Origin of the sequence: Haloarcula halobia, assembly GCF_029338255.1 — an archaeon.
GTDB classification, from domain to species: domain Archaea; phylum Halobacteriota; class Halobacteria; order Halobacteriales; family Haloarculaceae; genus Haloarcula; species Haloarcula halobia.
The window spans coordinates 1,194,902-1,217,852 of record NZ_CP119787.1 but is presented as its reverse complement, the minus strand read 5'-3'; the positions used below and the strand labels follow the sequence as shown (position 1 = coordinate 1,217,852).

19 protein-coding genes are annotated in these 22,951 nt (G+C 69.9%); 13 read left to right on the top strand and 6 right to left on the bottom strand.

Features of this window, described 5'->3' with window-relative positions; genetic code table 11:
* Positions 1-65: 65 nt before the first annotated feature.
* The 4 genes from sufD to P1K88_RS06445 form a co-directional block, all read right to left on the bottom strand.
* Positions 66-1,319 carry a Fe-S cluster assembly protein SufD gene (gene sufD, locus P1K88_RS06460; protein WP_276413474.1) on the bottom strand — a complete coding sequence of 418 codons (1,254 nt, stop codon included), beginning with the start codon at positions 1,317-1,319 and terminating at the stop codon, positions 66-68.
* Between the two features lie 2 nt (positions 1,320-1,321).
* Positions 1,322-2,752 carry a Fe-S cluster assembly protein SufB gene (gene sufB, locus P1K88_RS06455; RefSeq protein ID WP_276413471.1) on the bottom strand — a complete coding sequence of 477 codons (1,431 nt, stop codon included), beginning with the start codon at positions 2,750-2,752 and terminating at the stop codon, positions 1,322-1,324.
* 31 nt (positions 2,753-2,783) lie between these two features.
* Positions 2,784-3,710, bottom strand: coding sequence for an ABC transporter ATP-binding protein (locus tag P1K88_RS06450; RefSeq protein ID WP_276413469.1), 927 nt, complete (start codon positions 3,708-3,710; stop codon positions 2,784-2,786).
* 158 nt (positions 3,711-3,868) lie between these two features.
* Positions 3,869-6,679, bottom strand: a complete 2,811-nt coding sequence (locus P1K88_RS06445; protein WP_276413467.1) for a DNA-directed DNA polymerase — start codon at positions 6,677-6,679, stop codon at positions 3,869-3,871.
* Between the two features lie 158 nt (positions 6,680-6,837).
* On the opposite strand from P1K88_RS06445, the gene P1K88_RS06440 reads away from it, so the two are divergent.
* Genes P1K88_RS06440 through P1K88_RS06430 form a run of 3 tightly spaced genes read left to right on the top strand, consistent with a single transcriptional unit; the run spans position 6,838 to position 7,959 of the window.
* Positions 6,838-7,029: a DUF7331 family protein gene (locus P1K88_RS06440; protein ID WP_276413466.1), complete on the top strand. Its 192-nt coding sequence runs from the start codon at positions 6,838-6,840 to the stop codon at positions 7,027-7,029.
* 41 nt (positions 7,030-7,070) lie between these two features.
* Positions 7,071-7,502: a DUF7322 domain-containing protein gene (locus tag P1K88_RS06435; protein WP_276413464.1), complete on the top strand. Its 432-nt coding sequence runs from the start codon at positions 7,071-7,073 to the stop codon at positions 7,500-7,502.
* A gap of 25 nt (positions 7,503-7,527) precedes the next feature.
* On the top strand, positions 7,528-7,959 hold the full coding sequence (locus P1K88_RS06430; RefSeq protein WP_276413462.1) for a DUF7346 family protein: 432 nt from the start codon (positions 7,528-7,530) through the stop codon (positions 7,957-7,959).
* Here the strand turns inward: P1K88_RS06430 and rad50 are convergent.
* Both rad50 and mre11 read right to left on the bottom strand, forming a co-directional pair.
* Positions 7,951-10,620 carry a DNA double-strand break repair ATPase Rad50 gene (gene rad50 / locus P1K88_RS06425; RefSeq protein ID WP_276413461.1) on the bottom strand — a complete coding sequence of 890 codons (2,670 nt, stop codon included), beginning with the start codon at positions 10,618-10,620 and terminating at the stop codon, positions 7,951-7,953. The genes P1K88_RS06430 and rad50 overlap by 9 nt on opposite strands.
* A gap of 13 nt (positions 10,621-10,633) precedes the next feature.
* Complete coding sequence (mre11, locus tag P1K88_RS06420; protein ID WP_276413459.1) at positions 10,634-11,971, bottom strand: DNA double-strand break repair protein Mre11; 1,338 nt, start codon at positions 11,969-11,971, stop codon at positions 10,634-10,636.
* Between the two features lie 206 nt (positions 11,972-12,177).
* On the opposite strand from mre11, the gene P1K88_RS06415 reads away from it, so the two are divergent.
* Genes P1K88_RS06415 through P1K88_RS06370 form a run of 10 tightly spaced genes read left to right on the top strand, consistent with a single transcriptional unit; the run spans position 12,178 to position 22,943 of the window.
* A complete protein-coding gene (locus P1K88_RS06415; RefSeq protein WP_276413457.1) occupies positions 12,178-12,813 on the top strand; it encodes a DUF7310 family coiled-coil domain-containing protein in 636 nt (211 codons plus the stop codon).
* Entirely contained in the window at positions 12,813-13,286 is a 474-nt protein-coding gene (locus P1K88_RS06410) for a DUF7311 family protein (RefSeq protein WP_276413455.1), read from the top strand. The genes P1K88_RS06415 and P1K88_RS06410 overlap by 1 nt, the downstream gene beginning before the upstream one ends.
* A complete protein-coding gene (locus tag P1K88_RS06405) occupies positions 13,279-15,135 on the top strand; it encodes an ATPase, T2SS/T4P/T4SS family (RefSeq protein ID WP_276413453.1) in 1,857 nt (618 codons plus the stop codon). The genes P1K88_RS06410 and P1K88_RS06405 overlap by 8 nt, the downstream gene beginning before the upstream one ends.
* A complete protein-coding gene (locus P1K88_RS06400; RefSeq protein ID WP_276413451.1) occupies positions 15,132-16,844 on the top strand; it encodes a type II secretion system protein in 1,713 nt (570 codons plus the stop codon). The genes P1K88_RS06405 and P1K88_RS06400 overlap by 4 nt, the downstream gene beginning before the upstream one ends.
* 33 nt (positions 16,845-16,877) lie before the next feature.
* The gene (locus P1K88_RS06395; protein ID WP_276413449.1) at positions 16,878-17,339 is read left to right on the top strand and encodes a DUF7283 family protein; all 462 of its coding nucleotides are present in this window, start codon (positions 16,878-16,880) and stop codon (positions 17,337-17,339) included.
* Positions 17,320-17,709 (top strand): DUF7285 family protein, encoded by a 390-nt coding sequence (locus P1K88_RS06390; protein ID WP_276413448.1) that lies wholly within the window; start codon positions 17,320-17,322, stop codon positions 17,707-17,709. Before P1K88_RS06395 ends, P1K88_RS06390 begins: the two co-directional genes overlap by 20 nt.
* Positions 17,706-18,578, top strand: coding sequence for a DUF7284 family protein (locus P1K88_RS06385; RefSeq protein ID WP_276414124.1), 873 nt, complete (start codon positions 17,706-17,708; stop codon positions 18,576-18,578). The genes P1K88_RS06390 and P1K88_RS06385 overlap by 4 nt, the downstream gene beginning before the upstream one ends.
* Positions 18,575-21,586, top strand: coding sequence for a DUF7286 family protein (locus P1K88_RS06380; RefSeq protein ID WP_276413446.1), 3,012 nt, complete (start codon positions 18,575-18,577; stop codon positions 21,584-21,586). The genes P1K88_RS06385 and P1K88_RS06380 overlap by 4 nt, the downstream gene beginning before the upstream one ends.
* Positions 21,587-21,627: 41 nt before the next feature.
* Positions 21,628-22,056, top strand: a complete 429-nt coding sequence (locus tag P1K88_RS06375; protein ID WP_276413444.1) for a DUF5791 family protein — start codon at positions 21,628-21,630, stop codon at positions 22,054-22,056.
* A gap of 2 nt (positions 22,057-22,058) precedes the next feature.
* Positions 22,059-22,943, top strand: coding sequence for an SDR family oxidoreductase (locus P1K88_RS06370; protein WP_379786742.1), 885 nt, complete (start codon positions 22,059-22,061; stop codon positions 22,941-22,943).
* The last annotated feature ends 8 nt before the right edge of the window (positions 22,944-22,951 follow it).

Below are 22,951 nucleotides of genomic sequence, written 5' to 3'. Positions count from 1 at the left end.
GATCGGGTGGCACGTCCGACCAGTCGATAGAGACGACGGCAGGTGGATGAAACGGGAGTCCGGGCTCAGGCGGTCAGGCGCTCGACGATGAGGGCGTCGAGGTCCTCGCGCAGTTCGTCGACCGCGACCTCCTCTAAGACGGGCACGAAGAAGCCCTCGACGAGCATGTTCTTCGCGCGCTCGGGGTCGACACCACGGGAGGTCATGTAGAACATGTCCTCGTCGTCGACCTGCCCGACCGTCGCGGAGTGGGAGGCCTCTGTGTCGTGGTTGTTGATGATGAGCTTCGGCGAGGCGTCGGCCTCGGACTCATCGGAGAGCATCAGCGTGTTCTCGCGCTGGTACGAGGAGGTGTCCCAGGCCTCGCGGCCGACGTCCTGGACGCCCTCGTAGACCGAGCGGGACTCGTCGTCGAGCACGCCGCGGGTGACGAGGTCGGCGACGGTGTGTTCGGCCTCGTGCCAGACTCGCGAGGCGATGTCGAAGTGCTGGTCGTTGTGGCCGAAGAACGCGCCGACGATCTTGGACTCGCTGGAGTCACCCAGCAGGCGCGTCTCGACGTTGGACTTGGTCAGGCGCGAACCGATGTTGCCCTCGATCCAGTCGACCGTGGCGTAGGTGTCGGCGTGGGCGCGCTTGACCTGGTAGTTGTAGCTCTCCTCCGAGAGGTTCTGGAGCGTCCCGTACTGGACGTAGGCGTTCTCGCCGGCGACGGCCTCGACGACGCCCGAGTAGTATCGTGCGCCCTCGCTCGCGGTTCCACCGCTCGCGTCCGAGGCGCTCCGCGCCTCGCTGTCCTCGCCCGTGGTCTGGCGCTCCAAGATGGTGACCGAGGCCGAGTCCTCGGCGATCACGAGCGTGTAGTTGAACAGCGACCGGCTGTTCATCGTCGTCCGGATCTTCACGTCCTCGGCGTCGACGCCCTCGGGGACGTAGACGACCGTCCCCGCGGAGAACAGCGCTGTCGACAGCGCGGTGAGGTAGTCGCGCTGCGGGTCGACGACGCTGCCGAAGTGTTCCTCGATGCGGTCGCCGTGCTGGTCGAGCGCCTCGGACCACGAGAGCACGTCGACGCCCTCGGCGTCGATGCGGTCTTTCTCCTGGGCGTAGTCGAGCGGGTCGACCAGCGTCTCGTAGTCCAGCGCGTCGAGGTTCGTCCACTTGCGGCCCGGGGTCCGGATGACGTCGGGCATCTCGAGGTCGTCGAGCGCCCCAAGAGCGTCCTTCCGGGTCTCGAGCAGCCACTCGGGCTCGCCCAAGTCCTCGGAGATCTGTTCGACCTGGCTCGCTGTGAGATTTGCGTGTACCTGCGTGCTCATTGTTATCCGAGCGACCCCTCCATCTCCAGTTCGATGAGGCGGTTCAGTTCGACGGCGTACTCGATGGGCAGTTCCTCCGTGATTGGCTCGATGAAGCCCGCGACGATCATCTGCTTGGCGTCGTCGTCGTCCAGGCCGCGGCTCTGGAGGTAGAAGACGTCCTCGTCGCCGATCTTGCCGACGGTCGCCTCGTGGGCGACGTCGACCTTGTTCTCCTGGATCTCCATGTACGGCATGGTGTCGGAGGTCGACTCGTTGTCGAACATCAGCGCGTCACACTCGACGGACGTCGAGGAGTTCTCGGCGCCGTCGGCGATGTGGACGAGGCCGCGGTAGTTCGTGCGGCCGCCGTCCTTGCTGATGGACTTGGACTCGATGGTGGACTTCGTGTCGGGCGCGTTGTGGTAGACCTTCGCGCCGGTGTCGATGTCCTGGCCCTCGCCCGCGAAGGCGATGGTGATGTGGTTGTCCGTCGCGCCGGGCCCTTTGAGGACGGTGGAGGGGTACAGCATCGTGGCTTTCGAGCCCATGCTGCCGGAGACCCACTCCATCGTGCCGTCGGCCTCGCAGATGGCGCGCTTGGTGTTGAGGTTGTACGTGTTCTTCGACCAGTTCTGGACGGTCGAGTACTGGACGTGGGCGTTCTCGCCGACGAACACCTCGACGCCGCCCGAATGGAGGTTGAACGCCGAGTACTTCGGGGCCGAACAGCCCTCGATGTAGTGGACCTCGGAGTTCTCCTCGGCGATGATGAGCGTGTGCTCGAACTGGCCCATCCCCTCGCTGTTCATTCGGAAGTACGCCTGGACCGGCATCTCGACGGTGGTGTCCTCGGGGATGTAGACGAACGACCCGCCGGACCACACGGCACCGTGGAGCGCGGCGAACTTGTTGTCGCTCGGAGGGACGCACTTCGTCATGAAGTGCTCGCGGACGAGGTCCTCGTGTTCCTGGACGGCCTTGTCCATGTCACAGAAGATGACGCCCTTCTCCTCCCAGCGCTCCTGCATGTTCTGGTAGACGATCTCCGACTCGTACTGCGCGCCGACGCCCGAGAGGGCGTTCTTCTCGGCTTCGGGGATGCCCAGTTTGTCGAAGGTGTCTTTGATCTCCTCGGGGAGGTCCTCCCAGGACTCCGCGCCGCCGCGCGTCTCGATGTCGGGACGGATGTACGGGACGATCTGTTCGATGTCGACCTCCGAGAGGTCGGGTGCGCCCGGCCAGCCCTCGGGCATCGGCATCTGCCGGAACTGCTCTAGGGCGCGCAGACGACGCTCGAGCATCCACTCGGGTTCGTCCTTATCTTCCGAGATGACCCGGATGGTCTCCTCGGTCAGGCCCTTCTCGGTCTGGAAGGCGGATTTCTCCTCCTTCTTGAACTCGAAGCGGGCTTCGGTGTCGGTCTCTTTGAGGTGGTCTTGGTCTGAGCTCATGATTGGATTATGTGGTGTGGACTGATGGGCGTTACGCGGCCTCGTAGACTTCCTCGCGGACCCAGTCGTAGCCTTCGTCCTCGAGTTGCTCGGCCAGTTCGGCGCCGCCGGACTTGGCGATTTTGCCGTCGAGCATCACGTGGACGTGGTCGGGTTCGACGTAGTCGAGGATGCGTTGGTAGTGGGTGATCTGGAGGATGCCGGCGCCCTGCTCGTCGCGGAGCGCGTTGATGCCGTTCGAGACGTCCTGCAGGCGGTCGATGTCCAGCCCAGAGTCGATCTCGTCGAGCACGGCGATGGACGGCTCGAGGATGGCGGCCTGGAGGACCTCGTTCTGTTTCTTCTCCCCGCCGGAGAAGCCGGCGTTCAGATAGCGGGAGGCGAACTTCTCGTCCATGTCCAGTTGCTCCATCTTCTCCTGGAGGATCTGCTGGAACTCGGCGACACCGACCTCGCCCTCTTCGACGTTCCCTTCCATCGGCGAGGTGTCGTAGCCGGCGGCGTCCTCGTTGGTGTCCTCGGCCTCAGCGTCCTCCTCGTCGTCCTCCTCGAAGAGCTCCTCGCGCTCTTCGAGCTTGGCGTTGAGCGCCGTGCGGAGGAAGTTCACCATCGTGACGCCCTCTATCTCGGCGGGGTACTGGAAGCCGAGGAAGACGCCCAGGGCGGCGCGCTCGTTGGGCTCGAGATCGAGGAGATTCCAGGTCCGCATGTCCTCGGGGATCTCGAAGTCCTCGCCGAACTCGTCGTCCTCGAGGTGGATGAGCACCTCACCGTCGGTGACTCGATAGGCGGGGTGCCCGGCGATGACCTTCGCTGTGGTCGACTTGCCCGACCCGTTCGGGCCCATCAGGGCGTGGATCTCGCCCGACTGCACTTCGAGGTCGACACCGCGAAGGATCTGCTCACCGTCCTCTTCGGCGACTTCGGCGTGGAGATTGTTGATTTCGAGTACTGCCATAGTTATCTATTAGGTCAACCGAAACCTAGGCGGAGACGCTGATAATAGTTTCGGGTTTCACTGGCCTCGTTCTCGATTCGAAAAGATGTTTTTTCGATTCGGGAATACGACCGACTTCCAGCGGTTTCTGTCCGCGTGCCCGCCCAGCAGCCACGTCATCACATGAACTGCCCGAGTCCGGTCTGTTCCTGGCCGCTCTTGACCTCGTCCCAGGAGATGTCCAGCGCCTCTAGGATGCGGGCGATGGGGCCTTTCAGGGTCTTTTCTAGCATCTTGTCCCAGTCGACCTCGAACTCCTCGGGGATCTGGTCGGCGTACTCGAAGCAGATGACGTCGGGGTCCCGTCGGAACTCGCCGTAGAGGGGGTCCTGTGCCGGGTCGAGTCCCTCCTCGTCCTCGATGCGCTCGAAGAAATCCGAGTGGACCCGGTCGAGATACAGGCGCTTGGGCTTCGACCCGCGCTGGAAGTTCGTCCCCAGCAGGAGGTTGGCGTACTTCGCGCCCCGGACCTGCGCGGTGTCGGTGTCGTAGTTGTCCAGTTGCTTCCCGATACCGCCCGGGATGCCCACGTCGTCGAAGTCGACGTTCCCGGCCTGGTAGTCCTCGATAACCTCGCCGACGTACGTCTTGATGCTCTCTGCGTCCTCGCCGTGGACGATGCGGTCGATGACTTCCTTCTGGACCCGCTTGGTGATCGGTGCGATGTCCGAGCGCTGGTACTCGAAGCCCGTGATGTCGATGTCGTCGACGTGCTTGCCCTCCTTCCAGACGATGTGGCCCGCGTACCGTTTCTTCTTGCCCGCCTGGAAGAACCGCCGGTAGAGCTTCTCGAACTCGATCTGGAAGCGATGGTCGGTCGCGTTCAGCTGTTCGGTCGCGAACTCGTCGTAGGAGGCGTTGATAGTGTCCTCGAGTTCGAACCCTTTCGCGATGGTCGCCGCGAGCGTCGTCAGTTCTCGCTCGTCCATCTCGGGGTGCTTCTCGCGCATCTCGTCGGTGACTGAGATGTCGCCCTCGACGTCGTCCGGGCCGATGTCGCCGAGTTGGAGCATCACTGAGTCAGTATCCCCGTATACGACCTCGTACCCTTCGTTTTCGACGACTTCGTCGGTGTAGTCGATGACCTCCCGACCGGTGGCGGTGACCGCCGCACCCATCTCCTTGTCGTAGAGGCGGAACCGGTCCCACCCCAAAACGCCGTAAAGCGAGTTCATTATCACCTTAACCGCCGCTTGCTGGCGGTCTAAGCGCTCGTACTCCGGGTTCTCGGGGTCGAAACTGTTCCGGCGTTCCTTCTTCTCCTCGCGCTCGGTCAGGAGTTCGTCGACCATCTCCCGGATGACGCCGTCCGGTTCCTTCCGGAAGTGGGTCCCGTTGGGCGCACGGTACGTCTCGCCGTCGTAGGTCTCCGGGTCGACCTTCGTCTCCGGGCTCGCGTTCGTGGTAACCATGCACATGGGATACAGACTTTTCAGATCTAGAACAGTTACGTTCTCGCGAACGCCCGTAATCGGGTCGAAGACGGCCCCACCCTCGTAGTCCTCGCTCGCCTGTTGGCCCTTCGAGGGGAGCGCGAACTCACCGTAGAGTTTGTGCAGGACGTACATGTCGACGGCGTCGCCGGGCGTCGTGGCGTCCTCTAACTTACAGCCGACGAACGTACGCACCTCGTCCCAGAAGTCGATGATGTCCTGCTCGCGGTCGAGTTCCACGCAGAGTTCGACGTCACGGAGGTTGTACTCCAGCAGGCGCTCGGGGTCCTGCTCCCAGAGGTCGCCGATGTCGCCCGAATAGCGTTCCTTGCCGACGCCGAGTTCCTGTTCACCGACGGCATCGAGGCGGTAGGACTCGAGTTCGGTGAACTGCGTTCGCTTGTAGGCATACAGGAGGTCGAACACGACCCGGCCCTTGATGTCCGGGCCCTGCCAGTCGCTGCGCCAGACCTCGTTCACCCGCGAGAGACGGTCCACGTCGAGGTCGTAGTCGTGGCCGTAGTCCTGGAGGACGTCGAGGCGGTCCAGCAGGTAAGGGGCGTCGAAGTCGTCGAAGTTCCAGCCGGTCAGGACGTCCGGGTCGGTCTCGACGATGTAGTCGACGAACGCCTCGAGCATCGCCTCCTCTTCCTCGAAGATTCGCACGTCGGCATCGAAATCGGCGTCCTGGCGGATTGGGTCGTAGCCCGCGAGCGCCTCTGGGCCGTCGATGCCGTCCGGCGACTGGTAGAGCCAGACGACGTACTCGTCGTCGTAGGAGTCGTGGGAGGTGAGACAGAGGATGGGTTCCTCTCCCTCCTCGGGGAACCCGGAGCGGTCGTCGACCTCGATGTCGAACGTGTTGACCCGCGGGGCGGCACTGGCCTCGACCGGGGTAATCTCGCGGTGATGGACCTTCAGACTCCCGTCGTCGAGTTCGCGGGCCGGAACGCGGACGCCGCTCGTGATGTCCTTGTCGATGAGCAGGCGGTTGGGAAAGAGGATGTCGGCCTCGTAGTGGTCGAAGTCGTCGCGCATCTGCCCGACGTCACGGGGCGTCTGGCCGAAGATCTTCATCAGGCGCTCGCCCCGGATGGACTCGTAGGGGTCGCCGTCGGCGTCGGCCTCCTCCCAGCCGGTGATGCGGTCGTACTGGCGCAGTCGGTCCGGCGTGGCGCTGTCGGCAGGTGCGTAGAAGTACGGCTTGAAGTCGTAGACGCGGGCGTGGACGGCCTCGCGGTCGTCGGTCCGGCCGAAGACGTGGACGACCGGGTGCTCGTCGTCGCCGCTTCCCTCGACGGTGTAGTCGACCTGCGTGACGACGAACTCCGTCGTCTCCTCGACGGCCGGGAACTGCTGGTCGTCGACGTCGACGACCGCGGCCCCGCCGCCCCCGTTGCCGGCGACGGCCGCCGCCTCGTCGGCGACGGGGCGGTCGTCCCCACCCGCAGTTCCCCCGGCGAAATCGCCGAGGGCTCGCTGGCTCTCGTCGGTCATTCGTCTCCACCCTTCGAGATGCCCGATAAAAACACCGGCGGTCGGCGGCCTGGCGTGGCCTCCCCCACGAGACCGACCCGATAGCGGGGGGAGTGACAACATCTGGCACGGGCAGAAAGTATTTGTGAAGGTGTGCCATACCCATAGGCGACGACCCCATGTCGCACCACGCATCCCCCGACGGCGAGGCGGACAGGTCCGAAGCGCTCCGGTCGGAGCCGGCACTGCCGGCGGCCGTGCAGACGACCGAGACCTACGAGACCGACGAGGGGACGGTATTCTACGACGCGGAGAACCCGCTCGCGTGGCTCCAGACCGACACTGTGGTCAGGCTCCAGGACGTGAACTGACTGCGAACGCTTTTTTCGACGGCGCCACGTACCCCCCGGTAGTGGACATCCCCGGCGACGACGACCCCGACGTGAGCGGGAACGTCTTCACCCAAAAGAGCAAACACGAACCCGAGGAGTTCGACCCCGAAAGCCTCGGCCCGCCGACGCCAACGCCCAGCGGGGCCGACTACCAGAGCGACGTCGCCGGCCTGTTCGTCAAACTCGTCGTCGTGTTCAACGTCGCGTTGCTCGCACTGGCGCTCGGTCCGATGCTGGCGTACTTCCGTGGCCAGGTCGACCTGGGGAGCCGCGTCTTCCTGGTCGGCGTCGTCTTCTTCGGCTATGGCACCTACGAGTACCTCCAGTTCACCAGACGAGACACCGACGACACCGGGGCCGGGGATGACGAGACGAGTGACGGAGAAGGGGTCGACGCCGGCGACTCGGACGGCGGGACGGCCGTCGCTCGCCGCGGCGACCACAACGGCTAACCACGCCGGACGGCTACACGAAGGCATGCGAACGGTTCGAGACGCGTCCGGGCGTCGCTATCTTCTGGTGAAGACCTCGAGCGACGCCAGCCTCGTCCGCGACCCGGAGACGGGCACCCAGCGACACCTCCCCAACGACGAGCTCGAACCGGTCGAGGGCGAGTCCCCGCTCGTGACCGCCGCGCGTGGCGTCCCTGCGCCCGTCCGGCGCGTACTCTCGGCGGTCCACGACGACCGCGCGCTCGGCCTGCTCGTCGAACTGGACGCCCGCGGCCCGCTGTCCGTTCACGAACTGCTCGACGCCTACGACCTCTGTGAGAGCGACCTGCACGGCCTGCTGGCGGAGTTTCGCGCGGCGGGCCTCGTCGAGGCAGCCGACGCTGGCGGGCGGCGCGGTTACGACGCGACCGAGACGACCCGCGAGGCGCTCGAGGTCCTCGCGCCGTCGTCAGACTAACTCCGCCACCGACGCTTCGACCCGGTCGACCCGCGAGCGGTTCGAGGTGGCGTCTTTCTCGACGCGGACCAGGTCGTCGGCCGCGCCGACGAGCTCATCGTCGTGGCTGACGACGAGAATCTGCTCGACGCCAACCTCGTCGCGCATGTACGCCACCAGGTCCAGCAACTGCGTGACGTGGCCCGAGTCGAGGAACACCGTCGGTTCGTCCAGGATGAGCGGCGGCATCGGAGCCGACCCCTCGATGCCCTCCGCGAGCAGGCGGTAGATGGCACAGCGCAGGCTCAGGTTGAACAGCGCCCGCTCCCCGCCGGACAGCTGGCCGGGTTCCAGCGGGTCGCCGTCCTTCTGGTACACCGTCAGCTCGTACTCGCCGTCGAGTTCGATGTGGGAGTACGAGTCGTTCTGGTAGATGAGCCGGAACGTCTCGTTGAGCATCCGCTCGAGAGTCTCGACGTTGCGCTGGCGCAGTTCCGCACGGAGGCGCCCGTACATCTCCTGGAGGTCTTCGGTCTCGTCGTAGAGTGCCTCGAGGTTCGCCAGGGTCGTCTCCAGGTCCTCGCGCCGCTCGCGGAGTGTCTCGAGCTCCTCGAGTTCGTTTCGCACGCCGCCGATGGCGTTCTGGAGGTCGTCGCGCGTCGCCCGGAGCTCGTCGAGTTTCCCGTCGGCCTTCTCGATGTAGGCCTCGGCATTTTCCTTCTGCGAGCGGGCCTGGTCGATGCGCTCGTCGTCGAACTCGGCCTCCAGTTCCTCCTTTCGCTCCCGCTTGTCGGCCAGTCGCTCGCGGCGCTGGTCGTTCAGCTCGGCCTGCTGCTCGCGTCTCTCGCGCAGGCGCTCGGCCGTCTCCTCGCGCTCCGCTATCTCACCGAGCAACTCCTCGACGCGCTCGAGTCGCTGGAGGGCCGACTTGACGGTCTGGCGCTCCTGGTTGCACTCGGCGACGACCGACCGGCACGCCTCGGCTTCCTCGCGTGCCTCGGCGGCGGCCTCGCGCTTTCTCTCGGCCCGCGACTCCAGCTCCGCGGCCGCCTCGCGCAGCGTCTCGATGCGTTCCTGGTCGTCGTCGATACCGCGCTCCTTCTCGGCGACCAGCTGGGCGACGTTCTCCCGGTTGGTCTCGAGCGTCGCCAGGTCGTCGGCCGCCTCGACGAGCGCCTCGGCGTCCTCGAGGTCGGCCTCGAGTTCCGCGACCGTCTCCCGGGCGGCTTCGAGGTCGGCCTCCAGGTCGGCGACACGCTCCCGGTCGTCCTCGATTGAGTCGACGTGGGGCGAGTCCTCGACGTCCTGGCCACACTCGGGGCACTTGCCGGCCTCGAGCAGCGCCTCGGCCTCCGCCAGCGACTCGCGCTCCTTGTCCAGGGTGGTCTCCAGCTCGGTCACGCGCTGTCGCGCCTCGCGCAGCTCCGCCGCGACGTCGTCGCGGTGGCTCCCGACCTCGTCACGACCGACGGACGCCGACTCGAATCGTGCCTCCAGACTAGCGATGTCGTCGTCGATGTCGTCGAGCTTCTCGCGGCGCTGGGCGATGGTCTCGCGGGCCGCCTCGACCTCCTCGGCCAGCGCGTCGGCCTCGGACCGCTTGGACTCGGCCCGCGATTCGAGGTCGGTCGCCGTCTCGGCCAGCGAGTCGGCCTCGCCGCTGTGTTTCTGTGCCTCGACGCGCTCGTCCTCGATCCTGGCCTGGAGCTCCTCGTCGCGCTCCTCGAGCGTCTCGAGGCGACCTGCGACGGCGTCGGGGTCCGCCGCCGCCAGCTCCGTGTCCGCGAGCGTCTCCTCGAGGTCCGCCTCGAGCGACTCGCGCTCGGTGCGCACGTCCGAGATGCGGTCCTTGAGCCGCGTCCGCTCGGTCTCGGTCTCGGTTATCGCCTCCCGGAGCGACGCGACGTCGTCCTCGAGCGCGGCGAGCTCCTCGCGTTTCTCCGCGTGTTCCTCGAGGACGGTGGTGGCCTGCTCGAGGGTCTCCCGGGCCTGCTCTCGCTGCTCGGTGAACTGCTCTATCTTCTCGTTGACCTCGCTCCGGCGCGTCTCCAGGGAGTTCAGTCGCTCGTGGAGGTCCTTGTCCGCTTTCTCTGCGATCTGTTCGTCCAGTTGCGAGAGTGCCCCCTGTTTGTCGTCGCGTACGCGCCCGACCCCGAGACGGGCGTCGCTCGCGCGCTCCCGATAGGTCTCGAGCTTCCCGAGCTGGAGGAGGTCGTCGAGCATGTCCTGGCGCTCGCGTGGCGAGGCGTTGATGAGCTTGTTGACCTCGCCCTGGCGGACGTACGCGCAGTTGACGAACGCCTCGTCGTCCATCCGGAGCAGTTCGGTGACGCGCCCGCGGACGTCGCGGGCCCCCTCGAAGGTCCCCTCCGGCGTCTCGAGGACGCACTTTGCCGTCTGGGCCTGCTCGCCCGTGTTGCGCACGCGGCGGGTGAGGTGGTACTCCGTGCCGCCGTGGGCGAACCAGAGTTCGATGGTGCAGTCCTCGGCACCGATGGTGACTACCTCCTCGAGGGTCTCGTCGATGGCCTTCGAGCCGTAGAGCGCGAAGAAACAGGCCTCCAGGAGCGAGGACTTCCCGCTCCCGTTGAGGCCGTGGATGACGGTCACGCCGCGGTCGAGTCGCAGGTCGGCGTCGTCGTAGCACTTGAAGTTCTCCAGGCGGACCCGCTGGAACCTCATCGGCGGCCCCCCGTCACAGGAACTCCCCCATGTCGGCCTGGCTGTCGGAACGGGGTGCCGATGCGTCGACCTCCTCCGCTGGTGCGTCGGACCCGTCCGCCGGGGCGTCGGTCTCCGCAGCGCGCGCCTCCGCGCCGCCCGTCGACGCGTCGCTCCCGTCGGGTTGTGCGTCAGCGTCGTCTCCGGCCGGGCCCCTGTCCTCGACGCCCGTCTCGGCGTCCTCGCTCGACCGGTCGACCGCCGCGGTCAGGGCGTCCGGGTCCGCCTCCACGAGGTCGCGGACCCGCTGTTCGACGGTGTCGGCGACGTTCGAGTCGGCGACCTTCGACGCGCGGACCGTCTCGTCGATGTCGCGGGCGGCCCCGCTCAGCCCCAGTTCGCGGACCCGTTCGGTGACGGCCTCGTCCGGGTCGGCGAAGCTCACGCTCGTCTCGCGGTCCTCGGTCGCGAGTTCCCGGTGGTCGGTGACGCGAGCGACGAGCGCCCCGGCGTCGAGCGCGAACTCCTCGACGCTCGCGGGGGCGATCGGGTCGCCCTCGCCGTCGATTGTCACGACGACGACGGCGTCCTCGAGGTCGTGCTGTCCGACGCGGCGACGGACGCGGTCTGCCCCCTCCTCGCCGTCGAGTTCGACGTCGACGAAGACGAACTCGCGGGTCTCCAGGCCACGGCGCGTGATGCGGACCTCGCCGTCGAAGGTGACGATGTTGTACCCCCGGTCGTCGCGTTCGCTCGCGCTCGCGCGCTCGGTCGACCCGCAGTAGGTGACCCAGGCGCCCTCAACGCGCTGTTTGCCCGGCGCGTGGTTGTCGCCCAGCAGCATCGCGTCGAAGTCGACGGTGGCCGCCGAGAGCACCTCGCTCACGTCCCAGTCGCCGTAGTCGAACGGCTGGAAGAGGCCGTGCGTGACGAGCGCCGCGTGCTCGGCGTCGGACGGCGCGAACTCGTACGCGAGGTCCTCGCGCTGGGACCGCGGGACGAAATCGAGCCCGTAGAACGCCGTGTCGCCGACGGCGGTAGGGTCGGCGCCGAGCCGCGTCGCCAGTCCCAGCGACTCGTAGAGGTCGAGCCACTGGGCGTCCCGTTTCGCCTCGTGGTTGCCGACGACGGCGAGAAACGGGATTCCGGCCTCGTCCAGCGTCTCGAGCACCTCGAGGGTCCCCAGGATGTCGGTGAGCGTCGGCCGGCGATCGTGAAACAGGTCGCCGGCGTGTACCACCGCGTCGACGTCGTCGTCGACGGCGTCGTCGACGACCTGCCGGAACGCCGCGAGGAAGTCCCGGCGGCGTTCGGGCACGTGGTACTGCTGGTACCCGATGTGGGTGTCACCGGTGTGTATCACCCGTGTCATTTGCCGTGGCGTACGCCAGCCCCGCGTAAAGAGGTGTCGCGAGCGCGGTGAAAGTGGTCGCCGGCGGCCGTCCGGCGGTAGGGCTCGAACGCCGCCTTCCTCTGGTCGGTTCCGGACACGAGCGTCGCTTGCCCCCGGATACGGCATAAACCCTCGGGAGCGCCGCGTCCGAGGGTTCAAGTACGGGGACGGGACCACCCCCGGCCATGACCGACCTCGAAACGCTGGCAGAGCGCGTCCGGACCGTCGAACGGGCCGTCACCGACGGCGAGAGCGAGTTCCCCGACGCGACGGCACTCGCCGACCTGGAGACGCGCATCGAGGCGCTGGAGGACCGCGTCGCGGACATCGACGACCGGACGACCGAACTGGAGGCGGCGACCCAGGCGCTCCGCGGGTACGTCGGGAACGTCCGCTCGGTCAACGAGGACGTCGAACAGCGCGCCGACGCGGCCCTCGCTGCGACCGACCGACTGGAACGGCGACTGGACGAGGAGCTGCCCGGGCGGGGCAGGACCGCCCCGGTGGGTGACGGCACGCCGACCGGACAGGGCGGCCCGGACGAGACAGTCGCCGGGCAGAACGGGGTGGAAGACACGCTGACCGGACAGCGCGGACCGGACTCTGTCGACCAGCGCTGTGACGCGGCAGATGAAATCCGACCTCCGGACGGGCGGCCAGCGCACGCGCAGGATTCCACCGAGTTCGACAGCGCGCCGGCCGGCAGTGGGGGCGGTCACGACACGGACGACCTCACGTCGCTCACGGAGGGAGCGTCCGACCGGGACCCGGACGCGGCCGACGAGCCCGGAGTGCTCGCCCGGATACGGGCGTACCTGTGATGGTTCGCCTGGTGCTGGCGGCCGTCGTGACGGGGGCGCTACTCGCGGTGAGCACGCCCGCTATCTCGGCGGCGGGCGTCGAGCGCACTGACGCGACGCTCGAACGGCAACTCGGGGCGCTGTCGGACCGACTCGGGCACCTGGTCGCCGCGGACGACCCAGGCCGGGGAGCGAGCGCGCGAGTGGTGGCGACGCTGCGCCTGCCCGGGCGGTCGCTGACCAGTGCCCGCGTCGATCGAGTCACCTTCCACGACCGCGATGGGGTAGGCGTCGTGACCTGGCAGGTCGGGGCGGGCCACCGCGGCCGGCAGCTGCTTGTCGACGTCCCACTACGTCCAGTCGGTGGCGTGCTCACGCTGGCGGCGGCCGGCACACACCGGCTCGCGTTCGAACTGGCCGGCCGCGACGGCGCACCGGTCGTGACCGTCCGGCGGCTGGCGGGGAACCGTTCACGGGAGGCCGCCGATGAGTGAGACGTCACCCGGGTCGGCGGCCCCGGCCGACTGCGAGTGTGCGGTCGCCTTCGACCGGGACACCCTGACCGTCGACGCGTCGGCCTGTCCGGGGTCGGGTGCCCTCGCGACAGCGTCGGCCTGTCGAGCGACGGTGGTCGACGCGCTCGGGGGGACCGACGTCGACAGTGTGGTCGTCGAACGCGCAGGGACCGAGCGTGCCTACTGCGACGACGCCGCGGCCCTCCTGGTCGCCGCCGGCCGGTTCGCCACCCGCGTGGCGCCCATCGACGAGCGGGTAGCGCGTCGGGCGAAGCGCGACCCCCTCGCCGCGGCCAGCGAGGCGGCGGGCCGGACCGGCACCGTCGCGGACCTGGCCGCCGAGACGGGACTCGCGTTGCTGGCCGAGCGGGCCGACGACTACGACAGGGCGCTTTCCTGTCACACCGGGCCCGCAGTGAGCGACGCGCGCGTCGGCACCGCGCCGCCGCCCGAGGCGACACTGCAGGACCGCGAGACCCTCGAGACGGGCGCGGTGGCCAGACGGTACGCGACGCCGTCCGGTCGGCTGGACGCGTACCACGTCGAACCACGGGAACAGCGGTTCGACGAGTCGGCCACGGCGACGCTCCAGCGCGCACACGAGCGACTGGTGTGCGCCATCGGCGACGAGCAGACGACCCCCAGACGTGCGGCCAGAGCGGTCTGTACGGACGGCGAGACGGCAGCGGCCGTGGGGGCGGTGCTGGCAAAGCACACGGCCGGCCTCGGTATCCTCGAGGACCTCTTTGCCGACCCGCGCGTCTCGGACGTCTTCGCCACCGCACCGGTCGCGGAGAACGCGCTCCGCGTGCGCGTCGACGGTGCGACGCGCCGGACGAACGTCCGCCTCACGGACGTGGGGGCCAAGGCGCTCGCGTCCACCTTCCGCCGGACGAGCGGCCGCTCGTTCTCCCGAGCGAGTCCCACGCTGGACGCGACGGCGACGGTGGCCGACCGGCAGATCCGGGTGGCGGGTGTCACCGAACCGGTCAGCGACGGCCTCGCGTTCGCGTTCCGCGCACAGGACGAGGAGTGCTGGGATCTGCGGGACCTGGTCGCGGCCGGGTCGATGCCGCCCGCCGTGGCCGGGCTGCTGTCGGTGGCCGTCGAGCGGGGGAGCGCATGTCTCGTCGCCGGGCCGCGCGGTGCCGGGAAGACGACGCTCCTGGGCGCGCTCCTGTGGGAACTCCCCCGGTCGGTCAGGACCCTCGTCATCGAAGACACCCCGGAACTGCCCGTCGACGACCTGCAGGCCGCGGAACGGGACGTCCAGGCGCTGCGGACGACCACCGGCGACGGTCCCTCGGTGGCACCGGACGAGGCGCTGCGGACGGCACTCCGCCTCGGCGAGGGCGCGCTCGTCGTCGGCGAGGTGCGCGGCGAGGAGGCGAGCGTCCTCTACGAGGCGATGCGCGTCGGCGGCGGCGACGGAGCCGTCCTGGGGACGATACACGGCGACGGGTCCGAGGCGGTCCGCGAACGACTCGTCACCGACCTCGGGGTCCCGCCACGGTCCTTCGCGGCGACCGACCTGGTGGTGACACTCGCGCCCCCCACTTCCAGTGCGGGCCGCGGCGTCGAGCGCGTCCAGGAGGTCGTCGGGACCGAATCCGGGGCCCGGTTCGAGACGCTCTACGAGCGCGACGGCGCGACGGCGATTGCGACGGGCCGGCTCGCCCGGGGCACGAGCCACCTGGTCGACGCGCTTCGGGGCCCGGGGGAGTCCTACGAGTCCGTGCTGGCGACCGTCGACGACCGAACGGGGACCTTCGAGTGCCACCGTGGCGAGGAAACCAGTGCGGACGACAGTGCGGGGTCGACACCGTGAGCGGGAGCACCGGCCTGCTCTCGCGGGTCGTCGAACCGTGTGCGAGTGCCTGGCCGTGGTCCGTCGACGTCCCGCCCGCGTTTCGCCGGGCCTGCGACCTGCTCCAGCTGCCGGTGTGGCCGGCGTCCCTGCTCGCGGCCGTGTACACCGTCGCGACGGTCGGAACGGTCGTCGGAGTGGTGCTCGTCGCGCTCGGAGGTGCTCAGTTCGTCGCCGTCACCGGCCTCGCGGCACTCCTCCTCTCGTCGGCGCTCGCGCTGGTCGTCCGGTACGGGGTCCCCGTCGTGGCCCGGGCGAAACGCCTCCGGATGCTGAGCGCCGCGCCGTCGCTGGTGACGATGCTCACTCTCGGAGCGGCGCTGTGGGGGAGCAGCGAGCGGGCGACGGAATTCGCCACGCGGGCCACCGACCGGCCGCTCGCCGATTCCCTCGCCGCCCACGCTCGACGCGCAGCGGGAACGCCACGGAGTGGGCTGGACGCGTTCGCCAGCCAGTGGGACGAGTCGATGCCGGCGCTACCGGACGCAGTCCAGCGAATCGATCGGGCGACCGCCCGACCACCGGACGAGAGAACGACGACGCTCGGATCCGCTCGCCAGTGTGTCCTCGAGGGGGTCCGCCAGGAGACGAGTGCGTTCGCCGCCGGGCTCCGTGCACCGGCCACGGGGCTCTACGCGTTCGGCGTCTTGCTGCCGCTGGCGCTGGTCTCGATGCTCCCGGCGGCGAGCGCGGCCGGCGTCCCGGTGGGGACGCCGCTCCTCGTCGCTGCCTACGGGGTGGTCCTCCCGGCTGCGCTCTGTCTCGCGAGCGGGTGGCTCCTCTGCCAGCGCCCCGTCGCGTTCCCGACCGCAGCGGTGCCCCAGAGCCACCCTGCCGTCCCGGACGGGCGCCGGCGAGCGGCGGGCGCTGGCATCGGTGCGAGTGGTGCCGCTGGCGCCTTCGTCCACGCCATCGGCCTGGCGTGGGCAGTTCCGATCGTCGTGCTGGGGGCGGGTCTCGGAGCCGCACTTGTCGTCCACCACCGACCGGCGCGACGGGTCCGCGAGCGCGTGACCGCCATCGAGCGCGGTCTCCCGGACGCCCTGACGGCCGTCGCCGACCGGATCGACCGCGGCCAGTCCGTCGAGGCAGCCCTCGCCGACGTCGCGGAGACACAGTCCGGCCCACTGACAGATATACTCCAGCAGGCCACAGAGCGACAGGCGGTCCTGGGTGTCGACGTCGAGACGGCGTTCCTGGCTCACCGGGGCGCGCTCGCGACGGTCCCGAGTCCACGGACGCGCCAGACAGCCACGTTGCTCGGGGCCGCAGCCACTATCGGGCCGCCCGCTGCTGACTCGCTCTCGGCACTGGGGGAGCACCTGTCGGCACTCCGGAGCGTGGAGCGGGACCTGCGCCGCGACCTGGCACAGGTCACCGGGACGCTGTCGAACACGGCCGCCCTGTTCGGGCCGCTCGTGGCTGGTGCGACCGTCGCGCTCGCAGGGACGATGGGGACCGCAGGCCCCCTCGGAGGGCCACCCGTCGAGTCGGTGGGCCTCGTCGTCGGCTGGTACGTCCTCGTCCTCGCGGGCGTCCTGACAGCGCTCTCGACCGGGTTGCGATACGGGGTCGACAGGGCGCGCGTGGGGTACCGCGTCGGGACGGCACTCCTTTCGGCGACGGCGACGTACGTGGCGGCCGTCCTCGCGACCCGGCTGATCGTCTGAAGGTTTATATCCGAGAGCGGGACCAGGTCCGCTGTGTTCGAGACACCGGTCGATACGCTGCTGCTCTGGATCGCACTCGGCGCCGTCGCCGTCGCCGTGCTCGGCGTCGTCGGGAACGTGCCGACGACGGCGCCGCCCGACGCCGCGGGGATGGCAGCGACCATCGACGAAGTGACGACGAGCCCGCCGGGGTCGGTCCGTCGCCGACCGCTAGCCGCCGATTCGTGGCGCCTGGACGGGCGACGGCTCGGACTGCGAAACGATGGCGGGACAGCCCACGCACGGCTCACCCGGCGAGCCGTCCCGGTCGGTACCGGACCGCTCAGACAGGTGCTCCGCGAGGGGACACCCGGGCAGGTGTTCACGTCGCCGACGGCGTTCAGGCGAGCGGTGCGCCGGGGCACGACTGCCACCGGCAGGTGGCGTCCGGCGCCCGACCGACTGACCGTCAGACACGTCGTCTGGGGAGGGAGCGATGTCACGCTCGTCGGCTAGGGGCGCGGTAGAGCCGACAGCGGCGCTGGTCGCCGTGACAGCCGTCGCGCTCGGTCTGTCGCTGTACGCGGGCGTCCTCGACGAGGCCGTGGCGGACGCGACGGGGACGCGAAACCGGGCCGCGGCCACCGCGGACGCCGTCGAGCGGCACCTCGCGCCGGCTGGGATCGTCTCGCCCGGCCGCCTCGCGAGCGTTCGCGAAGCGATACCGTCGGGATACGAGGGGAACGTGACCCTGGAGAGCGCACAGCGGTGGGCTGTCGGGCCGACGCCGCCGCCCGCCGCCGACACGGCGACACGCGTGGTGAGTGTCCGACTGGGGGCGGGAGTGATTCGTCGTGGCCGTCTCACGGTCCGGGTGTGGCGATGACGCGCGCGACGAGTACCGTCCTGGACGTGGCGCTGTTCCTGCTGCTTGTCGGGGCGGCGGCCGCGGCGCTCGTCGGGGGCGCCACCGTCGAGGGGCCGCCAGCCGGGAACCCCGCGAGCGAGCGGGGGGAACTGCTCGCGACGAGTACCGCGGCCGTCGACTACGAACTCGTCGTGCCGGGCCCCGAACCCTCGTGGGTCGGTGACGCGTCTGCCAGGCGCCAGCGGACCGCTCACGGGACGCTCGCGGCGTTGCTCGGCGAGGCGGCGATGAGTCGCGTCCGCATCGACGGGACGCGCGTCTCGCTCGCGGGCCGACGGTTCGAGCAGCAGGTCGGTGCGACCGTCGGGCGACGACTCGCGGACCGGCGCTACCGGACGAGCGTCCGTGTGACGTGGACCCTGTATCCCGGCGCGCCGGTGACGGGCAGGTTCAGGCTCGGTCCGCGACCGCCGGCGTCGGCCGACGTGCGCGCGGCCACGGTCACCGTCGCGAGCGGCCTGGGCAACGCGACGAGCAGCACACGGGTAGCAACACGAGAGGCCGGCTACCGCGGCGTCGCACGCGCCGTCGCCAAGACGGTCGTCGACGGGCTCTTCCCTCCAGACCGGAGCCGCGTCGCCCTCCAGGGGGACTATCCGGACGACGCAGTGGTCGCTCGGCGCTACCGGCGAGTCGGTCGGATCACCGGTGTGGATCCGCTCGACGTCGGTGGCCAGTCCGTGGCGGCGACGAACCGCGAGCTGACGGTGGCGCTGACGGATCTGCTGACCGCGGACCTGCGCTCCCGCTTCGAGTCACCGGCGGCGGCCACAGCGGCCGTCGACACGGAGACCGTCCACATCACCGTCAGGACGTGGTCGCCGTGATCGCCGACACGCGCGGCCGGGTCCCGTTCGCACTGCTGGGCGTGTTGCTGCTCGTGAGCAGCCTCTCGCTCGCGCCGACGCTCGCACCGACCGCGCCACCGACCGAGACGGCAGTCGAGCGAGTCCTCGACGAGACGACGGCCGAGACACAGACGGCCGTCCGGGACGGCGTGGCGACGGCCGCCCACCGCGCTGCGGCGAATCCGGTGACACGGCCCGCCAACACCACCGTCGGCCGGGTCCTGAACGAGTCGACACCGTTCCGCGACGCGCTCCGGTTGCGGGCGTACCTGCAGGTTCGCCGGCGACTCGCCGGCGTGTCGGAGACGAGCGAGGGTACCACCGCGACGGCGCGGTTGCCCCCGGTCGAGAACGCCAGCGACGTCCGGGAGGCCATCGAGCGCGTCCACCTGGCCCGGGCCGGCCCGAACGGAACCGCGACGCGCGCGACGGTCGAGAACGTCACGCTCACCGTCAGCCGAGGCGGGCGGACCGTCACGAGGCGCGTCCGCTCGCCCAGCGTCGTCGTGCCGACGCCCGTCCTCCTGCTCCACGACCGCGTGGCGGCCTACGAGGAGCAGCTGAACGCTGGCCTCGGGAGGGCGGGGCTGAGCCGCCGTCTGACAGCGCGTCTCTACCCGATCGCGTGGGCGCGCGGCTACGCCCAGTACGGCGGCGCACCCCTCGAGAACGTCGTCGCGAACCGCCACGTCGCGCTGGCCGCGAACGGGGCGCTGCTGGGCGTCCAGCGGTCGACCATCGGCCGGAGCGACCCCGACGGCCGCCGGGCGCTCACCGAGGCGACTGCGGTGACGGGGATCGAGGACGTCGTCCGCGGGAGCGACGGGGCGGCGCTCGCCGGCCGCGTACTCGACAGGGCCGAGTACCGGCCGGCGGCCGAAGCCATCAGCACCCTGGACCGGCCGACGGATGCGCCCGGCCCGGAGACGCCGGTCCGCATCGGGCTCGAGGAGACCGCGGTCGACGGCTTCCGCACTGTCGCAGCCCCGGCACAGCTCGATCGGACGCTTCGCGCGGCCTACAGCGTCGACGTCCGACTGGCCGCGGCGACCGAGCGCGTGAGCGGCGGGCCACCGGGGCGGCCACCGTCGCCCGGACCCGACTGGACGCTCGCCGACGAGGAGACGACCAGGCGGACGACGGTTGCCGGCCCGGCACCTCCGGACGTCACCGGCCCCGACGGCTGGCACACACTGGACAACTTCGGCCGCGTCGTCGTCCGCGAGTACACCCGGAGGGCCGTCTGGGAGACCGGGAACGAGACGCGGACGACGGCGACGACGAGTACGGCGCGCTGGCGCGTGTCCGTCGCCGTCCTCGGTCGCCACGAGGGGGAGTCGATCGCCCCGCCACGGCCGATACGGACGGCCCACGAGCGCGGTGCCGGTCCCCTCTCGGGTCCGAACCTCGCAGACGTCGCGGCCAGGGCAGATCGACACCTGGTGCGTCGGGCGGGCGGCAGAGACGTCCTCGCGAAGCGGGCCGTGCGCGGTGACCTCGAGACGGCGGCGATCACCGTCTACGGCGAGCGTCCAGACAGACTGCGGGCGTGGGTATACCGTGACCTCGCTGCCCTCCGCGAACGCCTGCGCAACGTCTCCGTCTCGGCAGAGCGAGGTCCCGTCGGGACCTTCGAGACGAATCCCGCGCGACGACTCCGCCAGCGGGTGACAGAGCGGCGTCAGAACCTGACCGCCGCCCCCGAGACCTACGGGAGCACGGCCGAGAAGGCCAAGGTGGCGGCCCGCATCGCGTACCTGAACGCGGTCGAACGCCGACTCGACGATCGTGTCCGCCGGCGCAGCCGTGCCGGCGAGAAGCTCGGACGGGTCGTCCGGAATCGTACCGGCGGCTCACTGACCGACCTCAGGCGCGGACTAGCGGCCCGCGCGACACAGCAACCACAGCCCCGCCCGACGCCGACGGGCCCCGCGGGACCGGTCGACCTCCGGGTCGACGCGAGCCCGCAGTACCTCACCCGGGCCGCGCTGTCGGAGCGTAACTTCCCGGCGGTCGAGGGACGCGAACACCCGCTGGTGGCCCGCAACGTCAACGTCTTCGCCGTCCCGTACGGCGACGCCGCCGCGGCGGTCACGGACGGACTCGGGAGGTCGGCCAGACGGGCGCGGCTCGCGACGGCGGCCCGGACACTCGCTGCAGCCGACCGGACGGCAAGCGAGTCGGCGAACGGGTCCGGCGTGGTCGGGCGAGGGCGGCTGGCAGCACAGGTCGCCGAGACCAACGAAGCGGCCGCACGCGCCATGGCGGCGACGATCGGGGAGACCACCGGCACCGACGCCCGGGCGAGTCGGGCGATCGTCGCCGCCGCGTTGAGGGACTGGAACGGGACGGCCACGCGGGGACTGGCCCTCGCGAACGGGTCGGCGCCGCGGCGTGTCGCCCGCGTCGCGGCGACCAGACTCGCTCTCTCGACGACGGAACGGGACTGGCTCGGCGTGCGTCTCCGGGGAGCCGTCGCCGACACGCTCGAACGGTCAGAGGTGCGCCCGCGGGCGAGCGCGGTGAACAGGACCGCGACGGCGGTGCGGTCGGTCGCCCGGAAGGAGGCGACCAGAGCGCTCGCGGACGCAGGCCGAACGCAGGTAGAGCGGACCGTCGAGCGCCGTGTCGGCACCAGTACGCTCCCGTCCGGCCTGCCGCTCGCCCCGCCGCTGTCGGCGTGGTACGCGACGGCGAACGTCTGGTGGGTCTCCGTGCGGGGGGAGTACGCACGCTTTCGCGTGACGGCACCGTACGGGTCACCGGCCACACCGGGCGCCACGACGTCGTACGTCCGCGACGGCGACCCGGTCCGACTCGACGTGGACGGCGACGGCGACCCCGAGCGACTGGGGACCGCCAGCCGCGTCTCGTTCAGGGCCGAAACGGGCGTCGTGGTCGTGGTGCCGCCACGGCCGCGGGGCGTCGGTGACAAGGACGGCCAGGCCGTCGAAACGTCGGCGGGGTGGCCAACGCCCGGCCCGTGACGGGACTCAAATCACAAATACCCCCCGACCCTACCAGCGGTATGCTCAGAGCCGAGTTCCCGGACGCGGGCGAGCGGACGGCCGAGGAGTTGCTCGCGGCCTACGAGGCCGTGCTCGCGGACACCGTCGAATCGGTCGGCGTCGAACGAGTCGTCGAGGCGACGGGGCTCGACCCGGAGACGGTCGAGGCCGTCGGCGCCGGCGACGCGGCCGACCTCTCGCTGTCCGACGCCGCCGCCGTGCTCGCGACGGACCCGGAGCGGCCAGACGCCGACGCCATCCAGGCCGAGGCCCAGGACATCCTCCTGATGGGGATGACGACGGCGGTGATGGACGTCGAATCGCTGGCGTCGGGCATCGACGACGCGATGGAACCGAAGGAGATACAGCAGAAGATCGAGGGACGTCACCCGATGACCGTCGCCGAGTACGCCGTCCTCCACCAGCACATCGAGAGCGCGGCGCACTGACGATGCGGGTCGCGATACTGGGCTGTGGGTACGTCGGCCTCGAGCTGGGTCGGCAGCTGACACCGGCCCACGACGTCGTCGGCGTTCGTCGCTCCGAAGCGGGCGTACAAGCCATCGAGGACGCCGGGTTCGACGGCGTGCGGGCGGACGTCACCGACCCGGCGGCGCTCGAGGCCGTGCCCGACGCCGACTGGGTGGTGTTCGCCGCGAGTTCGGGTGGCCGGGGTGCCGAGGCGGCCCGCGAGGTGTACGTCGAGGGCCTGCGGACGGCTATCGACCACTTCTGGGCCCGCGCGGACGCCCCCGACCGGCTGGTCTACACGTCGAGCACCGGCGTCTACGGCGACCACGGCGGCGACTGGGTCGACGAGACGACCCCGCTGGCCCCACAGACCGAGAAGACCGAAGTGCTCGCGGCGGCAGAGCGCGTCGCTCGCGAGCGACCGGCTGCTCGGGGTGGCCACGGCACCGTCGCCAGGTTCGCCGGCCTCTATGGCCCCGAGCGCTACCGGCTGGAGCGCTATCTCGACGGCCCCGTCACGGAGGGCTATCTCAACATGGTCCACCGCGACGACGCGGCGGGGGCGGTCCGGTTCCTGCTCGAAGGCGGGCACCGCGACGAGGTGGTCCTGGTGGTCGACGACGAACCGGTCGAGAAGTGGGCGTTTGCCGACTGGCTGGCCGACCAGTGTGGCGTTTCCCGCCCGCCCAAGCAGACGAAAGCGGAGCGACTGGACGACGAGACGCTATCGTCGACCGCCCGCCGTCGCATACAGACCAGCAAGCGGTGCTCGAACGACCGGCTGCAGGACCTGGGCTACGAGTTTGCCTACCCGACGTTCCGGGAGGGGTATCGCGCCGCGATCGACACGTTCTGCACGGGTTGAGAAGTCAG

What these genes read in the sequence shown, in the direction of transcription:
- P1K88_RS06370 (WP_379786742.1), top strand. Translation starts at nt 22,059, where the DNA reads ATGCGGGTCGCGATACTGGGCTGTGGGTACGTCGGCCTCGAGCTGGGT.
- P1K88_RS06405 (WP_276413453.1), top strand. Translation starts at nt 13,279, where the DNA reads ATGAGTGAGACGTCACCCGGGTCGGCGGCCCCGGCCGACTGCGAGTGT.
- P1K88_RS06385 (WP_276414124.1), top strand. Translation starts at nt 17,706, where the DNA reads ATGACGCGCGCGACGAGTACCGTCCTGGACGTGGCGCTGTTCCTGCTG.
- P1K88_RS06390 (WP_276413448.1), top strand. Translation starts at nt 17,320, where the DNA reads ATGTCACGCTCGTCGGCTAGGGGCGCGGTAGAGCCGACAGCGGCGCTG.
- sufB (WP_276413471.1), bottom strand. Translation starts at nt 2,752, where the DNA reads ATGAGCTCAGACCAAGACCACCTCAAAGAGACCGACACCGAAGCCCGC.
- P1K88_RS06415 (WP_276413457.1), top strand. Translation starts at nt 12,178, where the DNA reads ATGACCGACCTCGAAACGCTGGCAGAGCGCGTCCGGACCGTCGAACGG.
- P1K88_RS06440 (WP_276413466.1), top strand. Translation starts at nt 6,838, where the DNA reads ATGTCGCACCACGCATCCCCCGACGGCGAGGCGGACAGGTCCGAAGCG.
- P1K88_RS06375 (WP_276413444.1), top strand. Translation starts at nt 21,628, where the DNA reads ATGCTCAGAGCCGAGTTCCCGGACGCGGGCGAGCGGACGGCCGAGGAG.
- P1K88_RS06445 (WP_276413467.1), bottom strand. Translation starts at nt 6,679, where the DNA reads ATGACCGACGAGAGCCAGCGAGCCCTCGGCGATTTCGCCGGGGGAACT.
- mre11 (WP_276413459.1), bottom strand. Translation starts at nt 11,971, where the DNA reads ATGACACGGGTGATACACACCGGTGACACCCACATCGGGTACCAGCAG.
- P1K88_RS06410 (WP_276413455.1), top strand. Translation starts at nt 12,813, where the DNA reads ATGGTTCGCCTGGTGCTGGCGGCCGTCGTGACGGGGGCGCTACTCGCG.
- P1K88_RS06430 (WP_276413462.1), top strand. Translation starts at nt 7,528, where the DNA reads ATGCGAACGGTTCGAGACGCGTCCGGGCGTCGCTATCTTCTGGTGAAG.
- sufD (WP_276413474.1), bottom strand. Translation starts at nt 1,319, where the DNA reads ATGAGCACGCAGGTACACGCAAATCTCACAGCGAGCCAGGTCGAACAG.
- rad50 (WP_276413461.1), bottom strand. Translation starts at nt 10,620, where the DNA reads ATGAGGTTCCAGCGGGTCCGCCTGGAGAACTTCAAGTGCTACGACGAC.
- P1K88_RS06450 (WP_276413469.1), bottom strand. Translation starts at nt 3,710, where the DNA reads ATGGCAGTACTCGAAATCAACAATCTCCACGCCGAAGTCGCCGAAGAG.